We start from the raw sequence: 23,456 nt of genomic DNA, 5'->3' as shown, positions 1-23,456 counted from the left end.
CCGCCGCCGTTACCGCAGTTGTTGTTGCAAGCGTTCCGACGTCAGGTGTTTCAGCACATCAAAGGGCTCACAGTTACCGCTGGCAGAGGTGAAGGCAATGGGTCCGGCGGCACGCGCCACCGCTATAGCCGCCTGGTTAAGCACTTTGTTGCGTTTCCCGATACCCATTAAGGCCGTCGCCATCGCTAATTGCACCCGTTCTGGTTGCTGTGCAATCTGCTGGTCAATACGGGCGATTTGGCTCAGAAAATAGCTGTCGTCCGGGGCTTTTTTGGGTTTGAGCTTGGAAATTTCGTATAGCAAGCCATAACCGCATTCGCGACGCAGCGGGTCTTCACTACTCAGCCAATCATTTGCCAACTCCATCACAAAAGGGGCTTTCGCCAGCGTCGCATCGCACGATGCAAAGACATGCGCCAGCATGCCTGCGCCAACCTGCTCAACCTGTTGCTCGGCTTGCGCACGACTCATTTGCGTCGGATCATCGATTAATAATGCCAGTACTTTCGCTTCATGGCACTGGCTTTGCCATAGCTGTTGCGCCAGTGCGCGGTTTCGCCCCAGCTGCTTTGCATATTGGCGTAATTTAGTCAGGCCGATGCCATAACTGTGTAAACCCGCGGTTGCCGCACCTAACTTTTGCCAGTGCTGGATACCGCGCGGATCTTGTTGTTCAGCTAACCATGCCATAACGGCTGCGTCATTCATTGGCACACCTTGCTTTTGGGAGCGTGTTGTTAATACAACACCGAAAGTAGCAAAAATGCAAAGGTCCGGAGACTGTTGGCGTTAAAAAAACCGGCTCCAGGACAGAATAACTGAAAAGCCGGTATCGCGGTCGGTCAGTGGACTATCAGCGATACTGCTGCCATACCAGTGATGCTCTATCCCCAGTCGGGTCATGCCACCGAACAAAATTGGTGTGCTTAGCGCCAGCCCAGTGTGGTAATTAATGGTCGAGCCAGCCTGATAGGCAGCGCGGTTCAACGTTGCTTCTTCCGGCCTGACGCCATAGTAATAATCGACCAGCTTATCACTAAGATAACTGGCTCCCAGGGACGGGCTTAACTGTACCGGTCCAAAACGCAGGGCATTACTCAGTTTAATTTTCGATTCATAGCCATTGGAATTACCCAGTACGTCAATTAGGGTTTCCGCTTCGACGGTCCAGTCGGCCAGTTGATACTGCAGCCCCAAACCGGCATCTAATGAGGTTTTACGTTTCGCCATACCGATAAAAATGTCGCTATCAGAATCATCAAAGCCAGCAAAACGCGGTGCCAGCTTAGCACTAAAGCTGAGGTCACCTGCCCGCATTAACTGATAACTGGCAAAGGGACCATAAACAGAAAGCTTTTCACCGCGATAACCGATTAACGCTAGCGGAATCACCCGCCTTTTATAACCCTGGTAAATCTCCTGATTAATGCCGACACCCACACCATAAAGCAACCCTTGTGGAGCTGGATCCGGAGCACTTTGACGGGCGATAGCGGTTGTACTAAACAGCAACGTAGTAGTAATCAGTAGTGTATTGATTGACCTGAGTATCGTCATAACATGTTCTTTAAGTGCTGCAGCTGAGCAGGTTGATTTCCTGCTTATTGTTACTGTGTTTCCCCAAAAAACGATCAGCGATGTTGTTTGGTAGCTCCCAAACGTAGGGAAAAAGCACTTCAGCGAGACAGAGTTCCAATGGCGTTGTTACGAGGCTGACACCGGTCGCTAATATGATCTTTAGACTAGGTCACCCTGGTATATAGTTACTAAATGGTTAAAATAAAGAGAGAATTATCTTGCATATTCATCAGAGCTGTCTAAACTGAGTCAGGAGTATGGTCTAACCTTTGTCTGAGGCATAAGCATGAAAATTACTGCACTATTATTAACTACGCTGGTACTAAGCGGCTGCGCTTTGAAACCGACCGTGGAATCGGAACTGATCGGTCAGGCACGTCCGGCAGTTGCAGTGTCTGATGTGGTTATGGTGGAAAGCAAACCGGAAAAATTTGAGAAAATTGCGGTATTAACCGCGATGAGTCCAGCCCGGCTAACAGCTGCAGACGCAAAGCTGACGGACGAATTATTAGCATCGCTGAAAACGCAGGCCGCTGAAGTTGGGGCTAATGGTCTGATTCTGACCACACTGCATGATGAAACAGAGCTTGTCAGGCGCACTGGTAGCTATGATGGTAATCAAGGCTATGCCATAACTGAAAACCGGCTCCAGCGTGTAGCGCAAGCGGTTGCTATTTACATTGAATAATTAGCGCACTAACAGCCAGGCTACTCTGCCTGGCTGCTAACACGGCTTACGAGGTTAAAGCAGCGACGGCTTACTCCTCGTCGTCTTCGTCCCACTCTTCGTCTTCATCGCCTTCAAAGTAGGTGCCCCAGCCGTCATATTCGACCTGATGCTTTTTCGCCAGCGCTTCCAGCTTGATCGCATCAGCAGTAATACTGGCCGCTTCCAGGGATTGCTCACGGATGGCATCAAATACCCAGGCACTGCCGCCGTCTTCAAATTCCACTTCTTCAGCGTCAGTCACTTCATAGCCGAGCTTAAATAATTCAACAGCCAGCTTTTCCAGTTTATTAAAATCCTGGTCATAAAAGTGATGCTCAATGGTGTACATCGCATCCGGATCGCTGCCATCTTCTAATAAGGCAGCGATAGTTTCTTCAGTAAATTCTTGCCAGTTTTCCATGGGTTATTACTCTGATTGCGGTTGTTGCTGCGAAGTGTAGTCGTTACCCAGCTCAGCATCAAGGGCGCTGATCTGCGCCGCCATCTGGTTGCGCAGATCTTTGGCAAACTGACGGATATTCTGCTCTTTGCTAAGTTCCACCGGCGCTTGCATCTGAATAATCACCTTACCATTATTCCAGCGATTAAGCTTAAACTGTTGATGGGTGCTGCTCATACAGACCGGTACCAGCGGGACTTTGGCTTCCAGCGCGATATGAAAGGCGCCCATCTTAAAGGGCAGTAAACCCCGGCCATAGCTGCGGGTGCCTTCCGGGAACATCCACACCGAGATCTTTTGATTGGAAATCCGCTCGGCCGCCGCCAGCATCGTGCTTAATGCCTTAGTTTTATCATCACGGTCAATCAGGAAATTGCCGCTTAGCCAATACAGCTGACCAAAAAACGGAATATACTTCAGGCTTTTTTTACCAATGGTTACAGTACGCGGCAGCACTGAACTACTTAAGGTAAAGAGATCGAGATTATTCTGATGGTTAGCGACAAACACATAGGGTTCACCAGCCTGGATCGCCGGATCGCGGCGGATTTCCACTTCAATACCGAGGATGCGGGACACACTGCCATACCAGAGGCTAAACCAGTACACATTATTAGGATGGAACGGACGCAGCAAACAGATCAGTAAGCCAGCGACTGTACTGACAATAAAAAACAGCGCTAACAGCAGTAATCGAACAACGGCAACCAAAACAGGCCCCTTGCAAGGTCAAAGAATAACAAGGGGCCTAGTATAACTTATTGCTCGGCGTCTCTGGTTTGATCACTGCTACTGTTGACGATCACTTCATCAATCCGCTGCAAACCGCGAGGCAGTTTATTACCACGCCGGCCGCGTTCACCCTGATAATGCACCAGATCGTCCATTTTCAGGCTCAGTTTACGTTTACCCGCCACCAGCGTGACACTGCCGGTTGCCGGCACCACCGCCAGCTGGGTAACATATTCTTCGCGGCTGGCGGCACGAGCCGACGGAATCGACATCAGCTTATTGCCCTTACCCTTACTGAGTTTCGGTAACTCTGTTACCGGGAACAACAGCATCCGCCCTTCGTTAGAGATACACAGCAGCAAATCATGCTCCGGATCGCCAACAATCACCGGCGGCAACACCTTAGCACCAACCGGTAAACTCAGTACCGCCTTACCGGCTTTATTGCGACTGAGTAAATCACCGTATTCGGCGACAAAACCATAGCCCGCATCCGAGGCCAGCAGCAGGCTTTGTTTCTCATCACCCAGCAGCACATGCTCAATACTCTCACCGGCGACAATGGTAAAGCGACCGCTTAACGGCTCGCCCTGACCGCGTGCTGACGGCAACTCATGGGCTTCAGTGGCAAAGCTGCGACCGGAAGAGTCCAAAAATACCGCCTGCTGGTTAGAGCGGCCTTTAGCCAGCGCTTTAAAGGCATCACCGGCTTTATAACTTAACGCATTGCCATCCACATCATGACCTTTGGCACAGCGTACCCAACCTTTTTCCGACAGTACTACTGTCACCGCTTCGCTGGGCAGCAGCTCTTTCTCGCTTAAGGCTTTGGCTTCTTCGCGTTGTACTATCGGGCTACGGCGCTCATCACCATATTTTTCAGCGTCAGCCAGCAGCTCATCCCGGATCAATTTGGTCAGCTTTTTCTCGGAGCCTAAAATCGCCTGCAGTTTGTCCCGCTCTTTACTCAGCTCATCCTGCTCACCGCGGATCTTCATCTCTTCCAGCTTGGCCAGATGCCGCAGTTTTAATTCCAGTATGGCTTCGGCCTGACGTTCGGTAATGCCGAAAAAGGCGACCAGCTCAGGTTTGGGTTCATCATAGGTGCGGATAATCCGGATCACGTCGTCAATATTCAGAAAGGCAATTAATAAACCTTCTAATACATGCAAGCGATCCAATACCTTATCCAGCCGGTATTGCAGGCGCCGGCGCACCGTATCGCGGCGGAAAGTCAGCCATTCGCCAAGGATTTCCACCAGATTGCGGACTTTGGGCCGATGATCCAAACCAAGGATATTCAGGTTAACCCGGTAGCTTTTCTCCAGATCAGTGGTCGCAAACAGATGCTGCATTAATTGCTCAACATCAATCCGGTTTGAGCGCGGCACAATCACGATACGGGTCGGGTTTTCATGATCCGACTCATCGCGTAAATCCGATACCATCGGCAGCTTTTTCGCCTGCATCTGCGCAGCGATCTGCTCCAGCACCTTGGAGCCCGAGGTCTGGTGCGGCAGCGCTGTGATCACAATATCGCCGTCTTCCTGCTGATACAGGGCGCGCATCTTAATGCTGCCACGGCCGGTCTGATACACCGCTGCGATATCGTCGGCTGACGAAATGATTTCCGCATCAGTCGGATAATCCGGGCCTTTTACATACTGCAGCAAGTCGGTGACACTGGCCTGTGGGTTATCCAGCAGCGCAGCGCAGGCATTGGCCACTTCGCGGGCGTTATGCGGCGGAATATCGGTTGCCATGCCCACGGCAATACCGGTGGTGCCATTCAGTAAGATATGCGGTAAGCGTGATGGCAGCACCTTTGGTTCGTCCATGGTGCCGTCAAAATTCGGGATCCAGTCAGTCGTGCCTGAGCCCAGCTCCGATAACAGCACTTCACTAAAGCGCGACAGCTTAGCCTCGGTATAACGCATTGCCGCGAACGACTTAGGATCGTCCGGCGCCCCCCAGTTACCCTGACCATCCACCAATGGATAGCGGTATGAGAACGGCTGCGCCATTAACACCATGGCTTCGTAACAGGCCGAGTCGCCATGCGGGTGATATTTACCCAGCACGTCACCGACAGTGCGGGCCGATTTTTTATATTTCGCCAGATGCGATAAGCCCAGCTCAGACATAGCGTAAATAATCCGGCGCTGTACCGGCTTTAAGCCATCACCGATATGTGGCAGGGCCCGGTCCATAATAACGTACATCGAATAGTTCAGATAGGCGTCTTCGGTAAAACGTCTGAGCGGTAACTGTTCGGTGCCGTCTGCGGTAATAATGGTTTCGGTCATTGCGATTCCTGTGTCGTTGTCTTCCGGCGTTGCCGGCGCAGCTGGATAAACAGAATAAACAGCAAACTGTTGCTGACGAACAGCGCCAACCATAACCCGCGAATTTGCCGGCTATGCGCCGATTCGAGCTGTTTTAAATTATCCAGTTGGGCGGTTTGTTCGGACAAGCTCTGCCGGGCAACTTCGCGCTCGCTATCAAAGCCAAGCCGCACTTTCGCCAGCTCAACTTCGGTTTCTTTGTCGCGTAGTTGCTGATAATCGCCGACAAAACTGTATAGCTGCTGATAGGCACGTTCAAACTGACCTTGCCCGGCCAGTAATTCGGCTTTTAACAGCTTTAATGCCAGCAGCATATTTCCGGCATCATGCTTTTCTTGTTGTTGCATGTAATCTTCAGCCAGTTGCAATTGCTGCAGTGCCAGAGAGTTTTGCTGTAACTTTTGATAGATCAGCGCTTTTTCAAAATGATGTCCAGCCAGATAATAGGTCGATTGAATCAGCTCCAGATACTCCTCGGCTTTTTCCATATAATGTAACGCGATTTGCGCCCGGTCCATTTCATTGCTGGTTATCGCCAACCCGCTGTATGCATAGTACATACTTAGCAAGTCTTGCTCAGCCTGTGCTGACTGCAGCATACGCTCAAAACTTTGCAAAGCCAGATCGGCTTTGTTCAGCGCACTGTAATTCCGCGCCAGGTTATACAGTACGGTGATCTTATTTTTCTGCCAGCCCAGTTCGTCATATAAGGTTAAGGCCTGCTCCAGAAAATCCAGCGCTTCCTGCTCCAGCGCCAGCGCCGAATACATCAGGCCAAGCTGGGCATTGACCTCGGCTAAAATTTCCTTATCCTGTAATTGCTGCGCTTCCTGATACGCCTGTTTCAGTGCCTGTAACGCTTGCTGGTCACGATCCTGCAATGAATCCACCGCCGCGATGTTAATCACACCACGCAAACGCAACTTGGTTTCATTGAGTTGCTGTGCTATCGCCAACCCCTGTTGATACCAGTTCAGGGCCTCATTGAGCGCCAGCTGCATTTCCCGGGCGTAACCCAATTCATACAGTAACTCAGCTTTTAACACTGAAGGCTTATCATCTAACAACGCCAGCCCTTGCAGCGCCGCTTGCTGTTGCTCAGGGTAGCGACCAAGATGACTGTAAGCGGTGGCCTGAATGTTCAACCAATATGCTTGCTGCATCTCGTTCAGTTGCAGAAATTGCATTTGCTGTTCCTGCAACTGAGTTAATACCCGCTGTGGTGCCTGGTGTTTTTCACCAGCAAGTTGCTGCAACCAGAGTGGTGTCGGCTCAGCCAGTAACGGTGCGCTCAGCAGTAACAGGACGGCGAGCAGCAACGACGAGACAGGGCGACAGACATAATTTGCGATAAACCTGGTCATAAGTGCACGAACCGTCAGGCAATGATTGCCCGATCACCCTTTTGTTCCAGCCAGTCTTTACGATCATGGGCGCGCTTTTTCGCCAGCAGCATATCCATCAGCTCCAGAGTTTGCGGTGCATCGTCAATAGTCAGCTGCACCAGGCGGCGGGTATTCGGATCCATGGTGGTCTCTCTTAGCTGTAACGGATTCATTTCGCCCAAACCTTTAAAACGCTGCACATTGACTTTGCCACGTTTTTTCTCCGCTTCGATCCGATCCAGAATACCGTTCTTCTCTTCTTCATCCAGCGCATAGTAAACATCTTTGCCGATATCGATCCGGTACAACGGCGGCATCGCAACAAACACATGCCCCTGCTCTACCAAATGGCGGAAATGCCGCATAAAGAGCGCGCACAATAAGGTAGCAATATGCAAACCATCGGAGTCAGCATCCGCCAGGATACAGACCTTGCCGTAACGTAGCGCCGACAGGTCCTCAGAATCCGGATCAATGCCTATTGCAACAGAGATATCATGTACTTCCTGCGAGGCTAAAATTTGCGAGGATTCGACTTCCCAGGTATTGAGGATTTTACCGCGCAGTGGCATCACCGCTTGAAATTCACGGTCACGCGCTTGCTTGGCTGAACCACCGGCAGAATCCCCTTCCACCAGAAACAGTTCAGTACGGGCCAGATCCTGGGCCGAACAATCGGCCAGTTTACCCGGCAGTGCCGGGCCAGAAGTGACCTTTTTACGCACGACTTTTTTCGCCGCTTTTAAGCGTCGCTGCGCATTGTTGATACAGAAATCCGCCAGTGCCAGCGCGATATCAGTATGCTCATTTAACCACAGGCTAAAGGCATCTTTGACAATACCGCCGACGAAAGCAGCCGACTGCCGCGACGATAAGCGCTCTTTAGTCTGACCGGCAAATTGCGGATCCTGCATTTTCAGCGACAGCACATAGGCACAACGGTCCCATAAATCTTCCGGTGACAGTTTAATGCCGCGGGGTAATAAGTTGCGGAACTCGCAAAATTCGCGCATGGCTTCTAACAGCCCCTGACGCAGACCATTGACATGGGTACCACCCTGCGCCGTCGGGATCAGGTTGACATAGCTTTCCGTGATCAGCTCGCCACCCTCAGGTAGCCATAACAATGCCCACTCCACCGCTTCGGTGCTGGCGGCAAACTGGCCAACGAAAGGGTGATCCGGCAAGGCCTGATATTGCTGCACTGCTTCGGCCAGATAATCGCGGATCCCGGCCTGATAACACCACTGGTATTGTTGCTGGTTGACCTTATCGTCAAATTTAACCGTAAGCCCAGGGCATAGCACAGCCTTGGCTTTTAACACATGCAACAGGCGGCTGACCGAAAATTTGGGCGAATCAAAATAGGACGGTGTTGGCCAGAAGCGCACCCGGGTACCGGTATTGCGTTTACCGACAGTGCCGGTAATCGCCAACTCAGAGACTTTGTGACCATCAGCAAAGGCCATTTCATAAACATTACCATCACGACGGATACTAACTTCAACCCGGCTGGAAAGCGCATTGACCACCGAGATCCCAACACCGTGTAAACCACCCGAGAACTGATAATTTTTATTGGAAAACTTACCACCGGCATGTAAACGGCACATAATCAGCTCGACGCCACTGACGCCCTCTTCCGGATGGATATCCACTGGCATACCACGGCCATTGTCGATGACTTCGATAGACTGGTCATCGTGCAGGATCACCTGCACCAGATCGGCATGCCCTGCCAGGGCTTCATCGACGCTGTTATCGATAACTTCTTGCGCCAGATGGTTGGGTCGGGTGGTGTCGGTATACATACCTGGGCGGCGTTGTACCGGTTCTAAACCGGTTAACACCTCAATCGATTCGGCGTTATAGAGTTGTTCAGTCATATTGTTATCGTTGCTTCCTGTTTACGGCTGTTGCAAACAAAATTCTGCGATCTTTGCCAGGTTTTGCTGATAGCCAACAAAGCTGTGGTCACCACCTTCAACCAGCTCAAAACGGGCGCCTTGATAATATTCCAGAGCCTGGCGGTAATCTAACACCTCATCGCCGCTTTGTAATAGTACAAAATACTGTTCTGGCCGCTTTAGCGTCAAGGGCATCAGGCTGGCCAATTGCGTCATATGTTCGGTCCGTACCTGGTAACGCTGCTGCAAGACAGGATGATGATAGTCACCGATATAGTCTGCCAGCACTTTGTGCGGCGCGACTGCCGGGTTAATTAAACAGGCGCGGCAACCATAGTGCTCCGCTAACACCGTCGCTAAAAAACCACCCAGTGAACTACCAATAATGGCTGTTGGCGGCGCAGTGATTTGTTGCGCCAATACCGCCATTGCTGCATCCGGGGTGTAAGGTAAATCCAGAGCAGTAATCTGAACCCCGGGTAAAGTTGAAAAATAATCCACCGTCAGGCGGGCTTTCTCCGACTGACTGGAACTGGCAAAACCATGTAAGTAATAAAGCATTAAATCCTCTTAAACTGCCAGCGGACAGTACCGCCGGCACTAAATCGCCATTCACACCATTGTGGTCCCTGATTCACCGTCTGCCAGTCAGGAGTTTCCAAAAACTGCACTGAGCTGGCAGGGCAGCCGACCAGTTGAATGCCCTGCTGCTGGCGTTGATAAGCCAGATGAGCATGGCCATGACTGAGGCCGCGGACCCTGGGTTCAGCTTGCAGCAACTGCCAGAATGCCTGTTGTTCGGTCAGGCCGTATTGATCAATAAAACAGGCTAAGGGTTGCGGATGATGATGCATAAACAGCCAAAAGTGCGTGCTCGTACTCTGTCTAAACTGCTGTTGTAGCGCCTGTTGTTTCGGTTGCGGAAAGCTGCCGGCTGGCGTCGGTCCTTTGCTATCCAATAAAAATAATTGCCAATCAGCCAACAGCAGACTCTCGGCCGCAACAAAAGGCCTGCGCTGCGTGAGTTCTGTAAGCAAGTGCAGATCATCATGGTTACCCGGCACCAGAAATACCGGGCAATGCAATGGGCTGAGTAATTCTGCCAGCAAAGCATAACTTGCGGCACTGTGATCCTGCGTCAGATCCCCGGTCAGAATTACAGCGTCAGGCCGGTCAGACTGCAAAAACGCAATAATTTGCCGCAGATGCAGCGCCGGCTGACAGCCCTGATACCAGCCATCAGGCTGCGCCAGCAAATGGCAATCTGTCAGCTGTACCAGGCGGTAGCTGTGCTGCAGTGGTAACAGATAAGACGTCATGCTTAACGAAACACCTCAGGTTCAGTTCGGTAACCTGCCTTGGCGCAGAGTTTTAACCAGTCACGTAATAACAAATTAATTTGCCGTTTTTCGTCCGGTTGTGACATCGTCGGATTCGGATATGGATAAACTGCCGAAAAACGCCATTGCTGCTGAACCCGCACTACTTCGGCCAGGCGGGCATCATGATACAGCTGTACATCAAAATCAGGTTGAAAAAAGCCGGGCTGGGACAACGACTGCTGATCTTGCAGTAGCGCAATCTTTAGCCGGGTCGTAAAGGGCGCAACCTCCAGAATAGTTAGCCGGTAACGGCTGGCTATCCCAAACTGAATATCACTGTGGGTTCCGACCTCTGACAAAGCCGGCAGTAAGCGGTGTAAAGCGGCATAGTTGCGCTCGCACAAGCTCAAAAAATCCGGCAGGTAGGGTATATACGACTTTCTTAGCAATCAACTTCCCCAGCGTGTTGTCACGTCAGACAGATGCAACGCCAGCCACTGCAAGGCAATTACTGTGGCGGCATTATCAATTTTACCTTCAGCCAGCAGCTGCATAGCCTGCATTCTGGGCATGACATGAACTTTAATATCTTCATGCTCGGCACTCAAACCAAAGATCCCCTCCGCGACCGGCGCGGTTAAACGCCCCAGAAATAGCTGGATCCGTTCGGTACTACCACCCGGGCTGGAATAATAGTTTAACATAGGCCACAGTTCGGTCAGTTCAATACCTGCCTCCTCTTGCGCCTCCCGTTTCGCCGTCAGCTCCGGGCTTTGTCCTGGTTCAATCATACCGGCAATGGCTTCCAGCAGCCAGGGACTCTGGCCACTACTAACAGCGCCGACCCGGAATTGCTCCACTAACACGATTTCGTCGGTCCCGGCATTGTAGGGCAGCACCACGACCGCCTGACCACGCTCAAAAATTTCACGGGTCATCACGTCACTCCAGCCGCCGGCAAAACATTTATGCCGCAGTTGCCAGCGCTCAATCCGGAAAAAACCCTGAAAAACGGTGCTTTTATCGATTATTTCCAGATCTGTTGCCGCAAAAGCAGGATACTGACGTACCTTGAATTCTGACATAGGTGTCCTCACATTTTGTTACACTCTTCAGGGTAACTTTACGGTATAATCATTACCTAGTTTACGTTAACAGGTTATCATTTGGGCACTTATACGCACTTTCGTTTATCACCAGGATTAATAAAGATGAAAAAAACCCTCTTAAGCACTTTGGTGCTGTCATCTCTGAGTTTGTTCAGCCTGAATTTGAGTGCTGAAGATTTACAAACTGTGTATCAACTGGCTACGCAAAAAGATCCTGTGGTACAGCGTGCAGCCGCCAGCCGCGATGCCGCGACAGCACGTATTGATGTCTCAAAAGCCCGCTTATTACCCAGTGTTGTTTTCGGTGCTGACGTCAGCCGTTCTGCCGGTGATAACCTGCGTTTTAGTGGCAGCAATTCTGTCGGCGCCGGTATTCAGGCCAGACAATCGTTGTTCGACTGGAGCAACTGGCAAGGTTTAGACCGCGCTGAGAAAATCGCGTTACAAAGCCAAACAATTTATGATGCTGAAGTGCAGGCGCTGATTGTGCGGGTTACCGATGCATACTTTAACGTACTGAAAGCCCGTGACAACCTGACCTTTGTCGCCGCGGAAAAACGTTCAGTCGAGCGCCAGCTGGAGCAAACCAAACAGCGTTTTGCGGTAGGTCTAACTGCCATTACGGATGTTCATGAAGCACAGGCACAGTTTGATAGCGTTGTCGCCCGCGAAATCAGCAGTGAAAATGCACTGGAAAATGCTCGCGAAGCACTGCGTGAAATTACCGGCCAATATCATGCTCAGGTGGCACAGCTGGATACTGACAAATTCTCTGCCTCCCGGCCATCGCCAGAAGTGGTCACCGAATGGGTAAGTATCGCTCAGGAAAACAACCTGGCGTTAAAAGCACAGCGAATTGCGCTGGATGTGTCAGCATTAGACATTGATTTGGCAAAATCTGGCCATTTACCGACGTTAGACGCCAGCGCTAACTTAGGCGTGTCTAAGGTCTCAGGCTTCGATCGCTCAGACAGCAGCTCGATTGGGATTAATTTGTCAGTACCGATTTATGCCGGTGGCGGTATTGAAGCCGGTGTACGTGTTGCACAGGCTAACTATGTTGAAGTAAGCCAGGCCTTTGAGCAAACTCACCGCTCTGTCGTACGTCAGGTTCGCAGTTCCTTTAACGATGTCAATTCCCAGATGTCCGTCATTCGCGCCCTGGAACAAGCGGTGATTTCAGCGCAAAGTGCGCTGCAAGCCACTGAAGCGGGTTTTGAGGTCGGTACCCGGACTATTGTAGATGTGTTACTTAGCACCCGCAACCTGTTCGATGCGCAACGTAACCTGTCTGGCGCCCGTTATGATTACATTCTGGCACAACTGCAGTTAAAGCAGGCAGCCGGTAACCTGACCGAGCAAGATCTGTTAGCTATTAACAGCGCACTGATCAATTAAGCTTAAGCGGGTGCGGCCTGAGCCGCACCCGCATCCTCCTACCAGTTTCGGCTTTTCTGACGGCGGTTTTCCGTTACAATACCGGCAATTCGATTTTCCGGAAGTCTCGATAGTGGTTAATGTTCCCCGTTTTAGTTGGCGTTTTTTATTACCGCAATATTGGCTGGTATGGCTGGGTGCAGGTTTGCTGTATCTGATTAGCTGGCTACCCTATCGGATGTTAATGGTATTCGGCGCTGCTTTCGGCCGGTTATTATTCAAAGTACTAAAATCCCGGCAGAAGATAGCGCGTCGTAATCTGGAGTTGTGCTTTCCTGAGATGCCAGAGGCTGAACGCGAGCTGTTACTGCAACGCAATGCCGAAGAAAGTGGTAAAGCCATGCTCGAAACGGTGATTGGCTGGTGGTGGCCAGATTGGCGGATCAGGAAACTGGCGCATTTTAAAGGTTATGAGCATATTCAGCAGGCGCTATCTGAGGGTAAAGGGGTACTATTGCTTGCTGCGCATTTTCTGCATCTGGAAGCGGCCTGTCGGGTCTTTGGCCTGACGCATCCCAGTGTTGGTTTTTACCGGCCAAATAACAATCCATTATGGGACTATTTGCAATACCATGGTCGTGCCCGCTCCAATAAATATATGATTGGCAAGCGTGACGTCAAAGGATTGATTCAGGCCTTAAATCAGCAGGAAGTGTGCTTTTATTTACCAGACCAGGACTACGGCCGTAATCGCGCTGAATTCGTGCCGTTTTTCGCCGTACCGGATACCGCCACCACCACCGGCACTTTGCTGTTTGCCAATGCCGCTAACTGCGTGGTGATTCCGATCATTACCAGCCGGCTCCCCGATTATCAGGGCTACCAAATCCAGGTCTTACCTGCCTTTAAAGACTTTCCCAGCGGTGACGATAAACTGGATGTCACCCGGGTAAACCAATGGGTTGAACAGGCAGTGTTGTGTCATCCGGAACAATATATGTGGTTACACCGCCGCTTTAAAACCCGGCCCGACCCTGCCGCAACCTCGCTGTATCACTAATTTGCCGGAGCCCGCATGAAAATCTTTTTTAGTTTACTGCTGTTAGTCCTGGCGCTGGCGTTGGGTTATTTTTTACTGGTGAAACCGGATATTCTGCTCAATACCGAGAAGGCTAATCCGGCAGCAGAGGGCTTTAGCCGTTTTTACAGTAACTTTAGAAATTCCATTCTACAAGGCACTAATCACAGTGACTTTATTATTAGCTTACCCGATGGCAGTGTGGAGTTAATTCCACAGCTACGGCGGCGCGAAGTTCAGGTCAACCCGGCCGATCCAGCCTGGCGCGGCGAAGTAATGCGCCGTCGTTTTCAAAGTGGTACCACCTTAAAGGCTCAGCTTGGTCAATATGTACAACAAGAAGAGATGGTCCTATTCTGGACTCTGCCGCGGGATTATGTTGTTAAACAATTTTTTGAAACCAACGGCAGCTTGCTTGAGGCGCTGCAAGAATTGGCCTTTACCCTAGGCCCGGACTTTAAGCAACAGGTGAGTGCCTGGTACTGCCCAAAATCCAGAGCCCTGGTACTTACCGATCTGCAAGACCCGTTTTTACAGCAGAATTGTATTGCTACCCCTCGTTCTCTGCCGCAGCGTCGCTAAGCCAGCTTTGCCAGGCGGCGGCAACAGCGGCGCGTAGTGTGTCCAGATGCTGATCATTGCTAACGCTGGCCGGTGCCAGCGTTAGCCGGTGCCCCACCCCGCGCAATGCCTGATAAGCCTCCGCTAGCAACTGTGCCTGCTCGTTACTCATCAAGCCGACGGCAGCAGCTGCTTCGAGGATACGGATATTATCACTGTAGCGGTATAAAGCCGGGTACCGGTGACCATAAGCCAGCACCAAATATTGGCTAATAAACTCCAGATCAACAATACCCCCCACCTGATGTTTCACATCAACACTTTCCTTGCCGTGATGCTGGCGCAGCTTGTCACGCATTTCCTGCACTTCGTGCTGTAAACTGGCCAGAGGTCGCGGCTGCTGCAAAATCTGCTCGCGGATCGCGGCAAACCGTTGCTGTAAGTCCTCAGTGCCGACAATTAGCCGCGCCCGCACCAAAGCCTGATGCTCCCAGGTCCAGGCTTCTTGTTGCAAGTATTGCTGGTAAGTATCGATATGGATCGCCAACAGACCCGAATTACCAGAGGGCCGCAAGCGGGTATCAATGTCGTATAACACACCGCTGTTGGTGCGGGTCGTACTCAGATGTAAAATACGCTGCACCAATTTTAAATAAAATTGCTGCGAGTCGATGGCGCGTTCACCATTGGTCGGGGCCTGACTCTGGCACTGGTGCACAAAGACCAGATCCAAATCTGAGCCATAACCCAACTCTAAGCCACCTAATTTGCCATAACCAATCACCGCAAAAGCTTTGTTTTGCGTACTCGTTTCAGCTGGCAAACCATACCGCGCAGTCATCTGTTGCCAGGCCAGCTCGACCAACTGTTCCACTATCACTTCGGCGACCCATGTCAGGTGGTCACTGACTTTCATCAAGGGTAAGACACCGGTGATATCGGCAGCGGCAATCCGTAGTTGCATGGCTTGCTTAAACTGGCGCAAGGTCTCCATCAGCAGTTCCAGATCATCGTCCGGCACTCGTAACAAATACAGCCGCAACCGGTCCCGATAGTCGTCTTTCGTCGCTACCTGATACAGTTGTGCCGGATCAATTAACTCATCCAGCAACATCGGATAACGGGCCAGATGCTCTGCTAACCAGCCACTTTGCGCGCATAACTGCACCAGTTGCTGTAACGCAGGCGGATTTTCAAACAATAACTCAAGATAGGCAGTGCGGGTGACAATTTGCCGGAATACGCCAAGAATTCGGCTTAATACGGTGACTGAGGCCTGTTGTTGTTCTAACCAGTGTAATAACCGCGGCATTAACTTCGCTAAATAATCGCGACCACGTGGCCCCACCGAGCGACGCTGGCAATCTTGTTTAAACTGTTGCAGTTGCGTAATAAGCTGACCCGCATCATCAGCCGTTAGCCAATCTAACTGCTCAGCCAGTTCCACCACCGGCAGCTCGCTATCCCAGAGTACCCGGCCTAAGCTGATTTCTTCGGCCTCCAGTTTTTCTTCCGGCTCGATCACCTCACGAAATTGTTGATGGATCCGCTGCATAGCCTGTTCTATTTCATATTGCAGCTGCGACCAGTCCTGACGCCGCAGCGCTGCAAGTAACTGTTGTTGCTGCGCGGCATCTGCCGGCAAGGTTTGCGTTTGCTGATCATTAATCCCCTGCAACGCCTGCTCCACTTGCCGTAACCACAAATAATCGTCACGCAGGATCTTTGCGGCTTCAGTGCTGATAATGCCCTCTGCCACCAGAGCCTGTAATGCCAATAGCAAAGAAGGTTGTTGCAGGCTGGGAATACGGCCACCGCGGATCAGCTGCAGCGTTTGCACGATAAATTCCACTTCACGAATACCGCCTGCGCCCAGCTTAATATTGTCGCGCCGGTTTCGCCGGCGGTTTTCCTGTTCAATCAGCTGTTTCATCCGGCGCAAAGATTCAATCGCCGAGTAATCTATATAGCGCCGATAAATAAAGGGCTTCAGCAGGGCCGTCAGCTCGGGTGTAAAACGTGCTTCCGGGTTGAGAACCCGCGCTTTAAGCATCGCGTAACGTTCCCACTCCCGCCCTTGCTCCTGGTAGTAATCTTCCAGTGCGGCAAAGCTCAACACCAGGGGGCCGCTATCGCCAAAAGGACGCAGCCGCATATCTACCCGATAACAAAAGCCATCAGCCGTCACCTGATGCAAAGCAGCGATCAGTTTCTGACCGAGTTTGGTAAAGAACTGCTGATTTTCCAGATTGCGCCGGCCTCCTGACGTTTCGCCATGCGCCGGATAGGTAAAGATCAGGTCAATATCGGATGAAAAGTTTAGCTCTTTGCCGCCGAGTTTCCCCATCCCCAGAATCAACAGCGGCATGGGCTGACCGCTGCTATCGAGTGGCGTTCCATGCAGCGCACTGAGTTGCCGATAAGCCCAATGATAGGCACTGTTAATCAGACAATCTGCCAGGGCGGAAACCTGTAACAGGCTGCTGCTAACTGGCTGCAGTTGCAGAATATCAGCCGCTAAAATTTGGCATAAGCTGGCATTGCGATAGCGCCTAAGCATGGCAAAAGCTTCCGCATCACTGGCGTCTGGCTGTTGTTGTAGCGGATCGCTGAATCCGGCCTGCAGCATCTGCTGTAAGTGGGAATCCTCTGTTAACACCGCTTGCAATGCCGGCTGCTGGAGTACCGTGCGGCTGATAAAATCACTGGCACGCTGCAATAATTGCCAGTTTGCGTGCTGGCGGCCACTTAACGCGGCAGTTGCAGGAGTGAGTTCTGACATCCGTTTGCGCTCCTAAGTTGAAGGGTTCAGGCCCGGTTGAACAATAAGGCGGATAGCGTCACTAACCATTGTTGGTAGGCTTGACTGTTAAACAGTAAAGCTTGCTGTTCGGTAAGTTGGCGCTGTAGCGCGCGCGCCTGGGTCGCCAATAGCTGCTCGCCCTCGTCCTGTAAAATATCGGCTAACTGCAGTAACTCCGCTGCAGCGTCCGACAACAACTCAACTGCCAGCTCCTGAGTATAGCAAGCCTCTAGTTGCTGTAACCGTTGCAGGTGCCGCAACAAGCGCTCTGCAGGGTCTAGCGACACGGCCAAAGCAGCAGGTCTGGGGGTGGTTTTTTGCTGAAACAACTGATAACCGCGTGCCGCTTTACTCAACCAGCCAGCTCGCAGCGGCACATGCTGCAATAAAAAGTGTGCCAGCTGAAACAGCTCGTTGGCATCACCACTAAGCAGTTCCAGCTCCAGTTCAGCCAACTGCTGCCGTCGCGCTCCAGAACGGACTTCGCCTAAATCATAGACCACATCAATTTCCGCGTGCGCAGTGCGCAGCAGCCAGCTTTGGCGGCTAAAGTCGGTGCGAAACAATTCAATCAGCTCCGCCTGCAGTTGCGCCAGATCGGTGGCCACCGGCCAAATTTCCGCCGGGAAGTCGCTAAGCTGCGGTCTGACACCCGCACAAGGCAAGTTATATTCCGGCCGGATTTGCAGTGCGCCATGGTGCTGACCGGCAAGCTTAATCGTTTGTTCAAAACGTCCTTGCTTCTGGCGGGTACGCAGGCCCATATCGTGCTGGCGAAACCACTGTGCTGGCGTATCAAAGTAGGCGTTTAGCAAGGCGCTGACTGGAGCGGCAGTGACCTCACCGTATAATGCCAGTAATTCAGGCAAGGCCGCCGCGTCTGCCGGCCCTAACAGAAACTTTAACTCCAGTTCCAGACTCATCATTTTCTCTCCTGCAAGGGTAAAGGCCGAGGTATTAGTCCTTGTAAACTGCGCCACAACTGCCTATCATCGCCGATACCTTTGCATTACTGCGTTGATTTTTGTCAGGATACCTATGTTCAGTATATTTCGCAGCTGTTGTCGCCGGTTATTTTTGTTAAGTCTGTTGCTGTGTTGGCTACCAGCCCAGGCCCAAACCGAACAACAGCCCGCCTTTATCTCCGACAATCTGGTGGTCTATTTACATTCTGGTCCGGGTAATCAATACCGGATTGTTGGCACCCTCACTGCTGGCAGCGAAGTGATCAAGTTGGCAGAGCAGGATGGTTACGTACAGATCCAGGTTGATGAGGCGCGCAGTGGTTGGATCCCAAAAGAAAATCTAAGCTTTACGCCGGGGATCCGCAGCCAGCTAACTGATTTACAAAGCCGTTTTGAGCAACAGAGCGTGCGGTTAACCGAGTTGGAGCAACTTAGCAGCGAAGGCCAGCAGGCTCTGCAACGTCTTACGCTGGAGCGCGACCAGGCGCAGGCAGAGCTGGAGCAACTGAAACGCAGCAATGAACGTTTGAGTAAAGAGCTGGACGCGCAGCAAGCCAGCTTCTGGCAACAGCCTATGGTATTGGGCGGAGCGATTTTACTCTTTGGTTTGCTTTTCGGTTTAATTTTACCCAAGCTGATCCCACAACGTCGCAATAGCGAGCGCTGGATGTAGTGGCACGCGTAACCTAAAGGCTTTAACCTGCCGCCGGTGGCGTACTGGCATCGGCGTGCAGTTTTAACGGTAAGCCCTGGTCATTTTTTACCTGCTCGATCACCACATAGGTATGGGTTTGCGCCACGCCGGGTAAATCAACAATTTTTGCCAGAATACTGCGATAGGCCTCCATATTTGGTAGCCGCAGTTTCAGCAAATAATCAAAACCACCCGCCACCATATGGCATTCCGCGACCTGCGGAATTTGCACTACCGCATCGCGGAATTTATCAAACACATCGCTGGTGGTGCGATCCAACGTCACCTGAATAAAGGCCGCAGTGCCATAGCCAAGTTTGCTGCTGTTTAACCTGGCACCATAGCCTTCAATAAAGCCTTCTTTCTCCAGCCGCTTAACCCGATCGATACAAGGACTGGCACTTAAATTGACCTTCTTTGCCAGATCAACATTGGCAATACGCCCTTCTTTTTGCAACGTATCGAGGATACTGATGTCTATTCGATCTAACGCCTTAATTTTGCTGTTCGTCGTCATGGCAGTATTTTTTTGGGTTTGAGGTTTCATTGGCAGAATTATATACGGTTAAATGGCAAAAATAACCACCCTATGCGGTGGTCTTTTCTCTACAATGCCGCCAATATTTCGGCCTAATTTCAGGATACTTCTTATGCTGTTTAATGGTTCATTGGTTACTACCGACCCTTTACGCCAAATCATCCGCGATCATTACCGCGCCGATGAAGACCAGGTACTCGATTACCTGCTGCCGCTGGCAGAGGTGGATGCCAAAACTCGCAGTCGCGCCTGGGAACGCGCCCGGCAACTGGTGTTGTACATTCGCCAGTCACAAGTGGGTAAAGGTGGTGTCGATGCGCTGTTAAACGAATTCTCACTCTCGACCGAAGAAGGTCTGGTGCTGATGTGTCTGGCCGAGGCGCTGCTGCGGGTGCCGGATACGACCACGGCCGACCGGCTGATCCGCGATAAGCTGTCGCAAGGTGACTGGAGCTCACACCTGGGCAACAGCAGCTCACTGTTCGTTAATGTTTCCGCCTGGGGCTTATTGCTGACCGGTAAGTTGGTGAACTACTCGGATGAACAGCGTAAACAGCAATTTGGCTTATTAAAACGCACCTGTGGTCGTCTGGGTGAGCCTGTGATCCGCCAGGCTGTACGCTACGCGATGCAGATTATGGGTACTCAGTTTGTTCTGGGCACAACTATCGACAAAGCCTTAACGCGCGCCACGGAAATGGAAGCCAAAGGCTTTAGCTACTCTTACGATATGCTGGGCGAAGGCGCCCGTACCATGGCCGACGCCGACCGTTACTTTGCCGCCTATATGACCGCTATTCACGCTATCGGTAAAGCGGCGAATGGCCGCGGTCCCATCAAAAGCCCCGGCATTTCGGTAAAATTATCGGCAATTCACCCGCGCTATGAATTCAGCCACCTGGACCGCGTACATGAAGAGCTGGTACCACGCCTGAAACAACTGGCACTGGCTGCCAAGTCTTACAATATCGGCTTTACTGTTGATGCCGAAGAAGCAGACCGGCTGGATATGTCGCTGGATGTGATCGGCAAAGTTTTTAGCGATCCGGATCTGAATGGTTGGGAAGGTTTTGGTTTAGCGGTACAGGCTTATCAAAAGCGTGGCATCCATGTTATTGAATGGCTACGCGAACTGACGGTAAAAGTTGGCCGTAAGTTAATGGTAAGGTTGGTAAAAGGCGCCTACTGGGATACCGAAATCAAACTGTCGCAAGTAGAAGGTTTGGATGATTTCCCGGTATTTAGCCGCAAGCCATCAACTGATGTGTCTTATCAGGCCTGTGCCAAAAAGCTGCTTAGCTACCGCGACAGCATTTACCCGCAATTTGCCACCCATAACGCTTATACTGTGGCGACCATTCTGGAGATGGCCGGTGATTTAACCGGTTTTGAATTCCAGCGCTTACACGGTATGGGCGATGCGCTGTATGACTTAGTGGTTGCCAACGAAAAAGTCCCTTGCCGCATCTATGCCCCGGTGGGTGAACACTCGGATCTGCTGGCTTACCTGGTACGCCGTTTGTTAGAAAACGGTGCCAACAGCTCCTTTGTTAACAACATTATTGATGAAAAGATCCCGGTCGAGTCACTGCTGCAAGATCCGGTAGAAGTGGTGAAAAGTTGGCGCCAGAAGCGCAACCAGTCTATTCCATTACCGGCGAATTTATACGGCAGTAGCCGCCTGAACTCCAAGGGCATGGATCTGACGGATATCAACCAGCTAACGCCACTAAAACAGCATATGTCTGAGTTTGAGCAGCAGATCACCAGCCAACAGGCGCCAGAGGGTGCAGTGGCTGTGGTTAACCCGGCTAACTTAACAGAGGTGATCGGTTACCTGCACTACCATACCCCGGAGCAAATGCAGCAATTGCTGGCCAATGCCGAGCAAGCTTTTGCCAGTTGGTCGGCAACGGCTGTTACCGAGCGTGCCGCCTTACTGCGTAAATTGGCTGATGCGATGGAGCAACATCGTGATGAGTTACTGACGCTCTGTGTTAAAGAAGCCGGTAAAGTCCTGGCTGACGCCGTGGCAGAGGTACGTGAAGCTGTCGACTTCTGCCGTTACTACGCACATCAGGCCGAGCTGCTGTGTGCCAAACCACAGCAAGCACGCGGCGTATTTTTATGTATCAGCCCGTGGAATTTCCCGCTAGCGATCTTTATTGGTCAGGTTGCTGCTGCCATCGTCGTCGGTAATACCGTGGTGGCGAAACCAGCAGAACAAACCAGCCTGATTGCCGTGCGTACTGTGGAATTACTGCGCGAGTGCGGTATGCCAGAGCATGTAGTACAACTGGTGATTGCACCAGGCCGTCAGGTTGGTGAGCACATAGTACCGGATCCGCGGGTACAGGGCGTGATGTTTACCGGCTCTACCGAAACCGGCTGCTGGATCGCCCGTAAACTGGCCGAGCGCGGCGGCGAGCCGGTACCACTGATTGCCGAAACCGGCGGTCAGAACTGTATGATTGTTGACTCTACCGCCCTGCCAGAGCAGGTTGTAGACGATGTGATTTCGTCGGGCTTCCAAAGTGCCGGCCAGCGCTGCTCGGCGCTGCGGGTGTTATTCCTGCAGGAAGATGTCGCCGATAAGATTATTACCATGATTAAAGGCGCCATGGCCGAGCTGCATGTTGGCGATCCGGCCTGGTTAAGCACTGACTTAGGCCCGGTGATTGATGCCAAAGCGCATGACCGCCTGACCAGCCATGTCAATTATTTAAAAGATAAAGCCAAGCTGCATTATGCCTGCGCTATCCCAACAGAGGGTGAGCATTTCTTCTTTGCCCCGCACCTGTATGAGATTAGTGATCTGACGGTACTGGAGCGCGAAGTCTTTGGTCCGGTGGTGCATATTATCCGCTTTAAAGCCGAAGAAGTGGATCAAGTGATCCGCCAGATCAATGCGACCGGCTATGGCCTGACCATGGGCGTACATAGCCGGATTGAACAGTTCACCAGCCAGGTTGCCCGCGAAATTAAAGCCGGTAATATCTATGTTAACCGCAATATGATCGGTGCGGTGGTCGGTGTGCAGCCGTTCGGCGGCCGAGGTCTGTCAGGGACAGGCCCGAAAGCCGGTGGTCCGCTGTATTTGGAGCGACTGGTCAAAGAGAATCTGAGCGTGGACTGCGCAGTACTGGATGACGCCAAGAAAGCCCGCTTACTGGCTGAAACCACCAGCAGCGCGGTCGCTTATGCAATGCCGGCTGCAGCCACAGCGCAGCAAAAATGGTCACTGCTCACTACCAGCCAGCGCACCTCAGTACTACGGCAATTCCTGGCGTCGCTGGCTTCTAATCAGGTTGTTAGCCGCCAGGAGCCGGATCTGGAGCAAGTATTAATGGTTGCCCGCGCCAAACTGCAACGGGTGGAGTTGGAATTAAACCGGCCAATTAACTTGCCTGGTCCTACTGGTGAGAGCAATGTGCTGGTGTTGGATCCACGCGGTATTCTGGCGCTGCTACGCGATGACAGCAGCAGTTTTAGCCACTGGTTACTCAGTATTATCACCGCGCTGGCGGCTGGTAATGCCGTGATCACTGCCGTTGAAGACGCCGATTTGCCAGAAGCCGAAGCCTGCATCAAGGCGCTACTGGCTGCGGGGATGCCACAACATTTATTAGCTGTGGTACGGCTGGATTGTCTGACTACACTGTTGGCGCATCCGGAGCTGAATGGTGCCGTAATTGAAGTCAGCAGTGCGTTAAAACCGCTGGCTGCCGAGCTGATTGCTGCCCGCGAAGGCGCCATTCTGCCACTGATTACTTCACCGGCAGACGAGCGGATGTTACACCGCTTAGTTACCGAGAAGACCATCACCATCAATACTACCGCTGCTGGTGGCAATGCTTCGCTGATGACGATGGCTGATAACATCGGTTAAGAAG

The 23,456-nt window shown here is 51.7% G+C and carries 20 protein-coding genes; 6 read left to right on the top strand and 14 right to left on the bottom strand.

The genetic code is table 11. From position 1 onward, the window contains the following. Positions 1 to 9: 9 nt before the first annotated feature. Complete coding sequence (locus tag AGRI_RS13785; protein WP_008985509.1) at positions 10 to 708, bottom strand: DNA alkylation repair protein; 699 nt, start codon at positions 706 to 708, stop codon at positions 10 to 12. A gap of 81 nt (positions 709 to 789) precedes the next feature. Further along, complete coding sequence (locus AGRI_RS13780; protein ID WP_008985508.1) at positions 790 to 1,557, bottom strand: MipA/OmpV family protein; 768 nt, start codon at positions 1,555 to 1,557, stop codon at positions 790 to 792. Between the two features lie 307 nt (positions 1,558 to 1,864). Here AGRI_RS13780 and AGRI_RS13775 point away from each other — a divergent pair, with 307 nt between their 5' ends. Then, positions 1,865 to 2,266, top strand: coding sequence for a hypothetical protein (locus tag AGRI_RS13775; protein WP_008985507.1), 402 nt, complete (start codon positions 1,865 to 1,867; stop codon positions 2,264 to 2,266). A gap of 70 nt (positions 2,267 to 2,336) precedes the next feature. Here AGRI_RS13775 and rraB read toward each other — a convergent pair whose 3' ends face one another. The 9 genes from rraB to nudF are packed head-to-tail and all read right to left on the bottom strand — an operon-like array spanning position 2,337 to position 11,523. Next, on the bottom strand, positions 2,337 to 2,708 hold the full coding sequence (gene rraB, locus AGRI_RS13770) for a ribonuclease E inhibitor RraB (RefSeq protein ID WP_008609175.1): 372 nt from the start codon (positions 2,706 to 2,708) through the stop codon (positions 2,337 to 2,339). Between the two features lie 6 nt (positions 2,709 to 2,714). Beyond that, positions 2,715 to 3,458: a 1-acylglycerol-3-phosphate O-acyltransferase gene (locus AGRI_RS13765; RefSeq protein ID WP_008985506.1), complete on the bottom strand. Its 744-nt coding sequence runs from the start codon at positions 3,456 to 3,458 to the stop codon at positions 2,715 to 2,717. 47 nt (positions 3,459 to 3,505) lie between these two features. Then, on the bottom strand, positions 3,506 to 5,785 hold the full coding sequence (gene parC / locus AGRI_RS13760) for a DNA topoisomerase IV subunit A (RefSeq protein WP_008985505.1): 2,280 nt from the start codon (positions 5,783 to 5,785) through the stop codon (positions 3,506 to 3,508). Then, positions 5,782 to 7,188 (bottom strand): tetratricopeptide repeat protein, encoded by a 1,407-nt coding sequence (locus AGRI_RS13755; RefSeq protein WP_008985504.1) that lies wholly within the window; start codon positions 7,186 to 7,188, stop codon positions 5,782 to 5,784. Before AGRI_RS13755 ends, parC begins: the two co-directional genes overlap by 4 nt. 14 nt (positions 7,189 to 7,202) lie before the next feature. Next, positions 7,203 to 9,095, bottom strand: a complete 1,893-nt coding sequence (gene parE / locus AGRI_RS13750) for a DNA topoisomerase IV subunit B (RefSeq protein WP_008985503.1) — start codon at positions 9,093 to 9,095, stop codon at positions 7,203 to 7,205. A 21-nt stretch (positions 9,096 to 9,116) separates the two neighbouring features. Continuing rightward, entirely contained in the window at positions 9,117 to 9,677 is a 561-nt protein-coding gene (locus AGRI_RS13745; RefSeq protein ID WP_008985502.1) for a YqiA/YcfP family alpha/beta fold hydrolase, read from the bottom strand. Continuing rightward, entirely contained in the window at positions 9,677 to 10,435 is a 759-nt protein-coding gene (locus AGRI_RS13740; RefSeq protein WP_008985501.1) for a metallophosphoesterase, read from the bottom strand. The genes AGRI_RS13745 and AGRI_RS13740 overlap by 1 nt, the downstream gene beginning before the upstream one ends. 2 nt (positions 10,436 to 10,437) lie before the next feature. Beyond that, complete coding sequence (locus AGRI_RS13735) at positions 10,438 to 10,848, bottom strand: DUF1249 domain-containing protein (RefSeq protein ID WP_237713098.1); 411 nt, start codon at positions 10,846 to 10,848, stop codon at positions 10,438 to 10,440. A gap of 39 nt (positions 10,849 to 10,887) precedes the next feature. After that, positions 10,888 to 11,523 (bottom strand): ADP-ribose diphosphatase, encoded by a 636-nt coding sequence (gene nudF / locus AGRI_RS13730; protein ID WP_008985499.1) that lies wholly within the window; start codon positions 11,521 to 11,523, stop codon positions 10,888 to 10,890. Between the two features lie 126 nt (positions 11,524 to 11,649). Between nudF and tolC the strand changes: the two genes are divergently transcribed. The 3 genes from tolC (at position 11,650) to AGRI_RS13715 (ending at position 14,584) form a co-directional block, all read left to right on the top strand. Then, positions 11,650 to 12,945: an outer membrane channel protein TolC gene (gene tolC, locus AGRI_RS13725; protein ID WP_008985498.1), complete on the top strand. Its 1,296-nt coding sequence runs from the start codon at positions 11,650 to 11,652 to the stop codon at positions 12,943 to 12,945. Positions 12,946 to 13,057: 112 nt separating this feature from the next. Continuing rightward, positions 13,058 to 13,984, top strand: coding sequence for an LpxL/LpxP family Kdo(2)-lipid IV(A) lauroyl/palmitoleoyl acyltransferase (gene lpxL / locus AGRI_RS13720; protein WP_040292114.1), 927 nt, complete (start codon positions 13,058 to 13,060; stop codon positions 13,982 to 13,984). 15 nt (positions 13,985 to 13,999) lie between these two features. Then, positions 14,000 to 14,584, top strand: coding sequence for a TcpQ domain-containing protein (locus AGRI_RS13715; protein WP_008985496.1), 585 nt, complete (start codon positions 14,000 to 14,002; stop codon positions 14,582 to 14,584). Here AGRI_RS13715 and glnE read toward each other — a convergent pair. Together glnE and AGRI_RS13705 are read right to left on the bottom strand one after the other, a co-directional pair. Then, on the bottom strand, positions 14,553 to 17,345 hold the full coding sequence (gene glnE, locus AGRI_RS13710; RefSeq protein WP_008985495.1) for a bifunctional [glutamate--ammonia ligase]-adenylyl-L-tyrosine phosphorylase/[glutamate--ammonia-ligase] adenylyltransferase: 2,793 nt from the start codon (positions 17,343 to 17,345) through the stop codon (positions 14,553 to 14,555). The genes AGRI_RS13715 and glnE overlap by 32 nt on opposite strands. A gap of 26 nt (positions 17,346 to 17,371) precedes the next feature. Beyond that, the gene (locus AGRI_RS13705; protein ID WP_237713097.1) at positions 17,372 to 18,292 is read right to left on the bottom strand and encodes a CYTH domain-containing protein; all 921 of its coding nucleotides are present in this window, start codon (positions 18,290 to 18,292) and stop codon (positions 17,372 to 17,374) included. Between the two features lie 112 nt (positions 18,293 to 18,404). Between AGRI_RS13705 and AGRI_RS13700 the strand changes: the two genes are divergently transcribed. Next, the gene (locus AGRI_RS13700) at positions 18,405 to 19,004 is read left to right on the top strand and encodes a TIGR04211 family SH3 domain-containing protein (RefSeq protein ID WP_008985493.1); all 600 of its coding nucleotides are present in this window, start codon (positions 18,405 to 18,407) and stop codon (positions 19,002 to 19,004) included. A gap of 22 nt (positions 19,005 to 19,026) precedes the next feature. Here AGRI_RS13700 and AGRI_RS13695 read toward each other — a convergent pair whose 3' ends face one another. After that, positions 19,027 to 19,542 carry an Lrp/AsnC ligand binding domain-containing protein gene (locus AGRI_RS13695; RefSeq protein ID WP_040292112.1) on the bottom strand — a complete coding sequence of 172 codons (516 nt, stop codon included), beginning with the start codon at positions 19,540 to 19,542 and terminating at the stop codon, positions 19,027 to 19,029. A gap of 133 nt (positions 19,543 to 19,675) precedes the next feature. Between AGRI_RS13695 and putA the strand changes: the two genes are divergently transcribed. Beyond that, positions 19,676 to 23,452 carry a bifunctional proline dehydrogenase/L-glutamate gamma-semialdehyde dehydrogenase PutA gene (putA, locus tag AGRI_RS13690; RefSeq protein WP_008985491.1) on the top strand — a complete coding sequence of 1,259 codons (3,777 nt, stop codon included), beginning with the start codon at positions 19,676 to 19,678 and terminating at the stop codon, positions 23,450 to 23,452. Positions 23,453 to 23,456 lie beyond the last annotated feature (4 nt).

Source organism: Alishewanella agri BL06 (assembly GCF_000272005.1).
Classification (GTDB): domain Bacteria; phylum Pseudomonadota; class Gammaproteobacteria; order Enterobacterales; family Alteromonadaceae; genus Alishewanella; species Alishewanella agri.
Note: the sequence above shows the minus strand (reverse complement) of the source record. Positions and strands in the feature narration are given on the sequence as shown.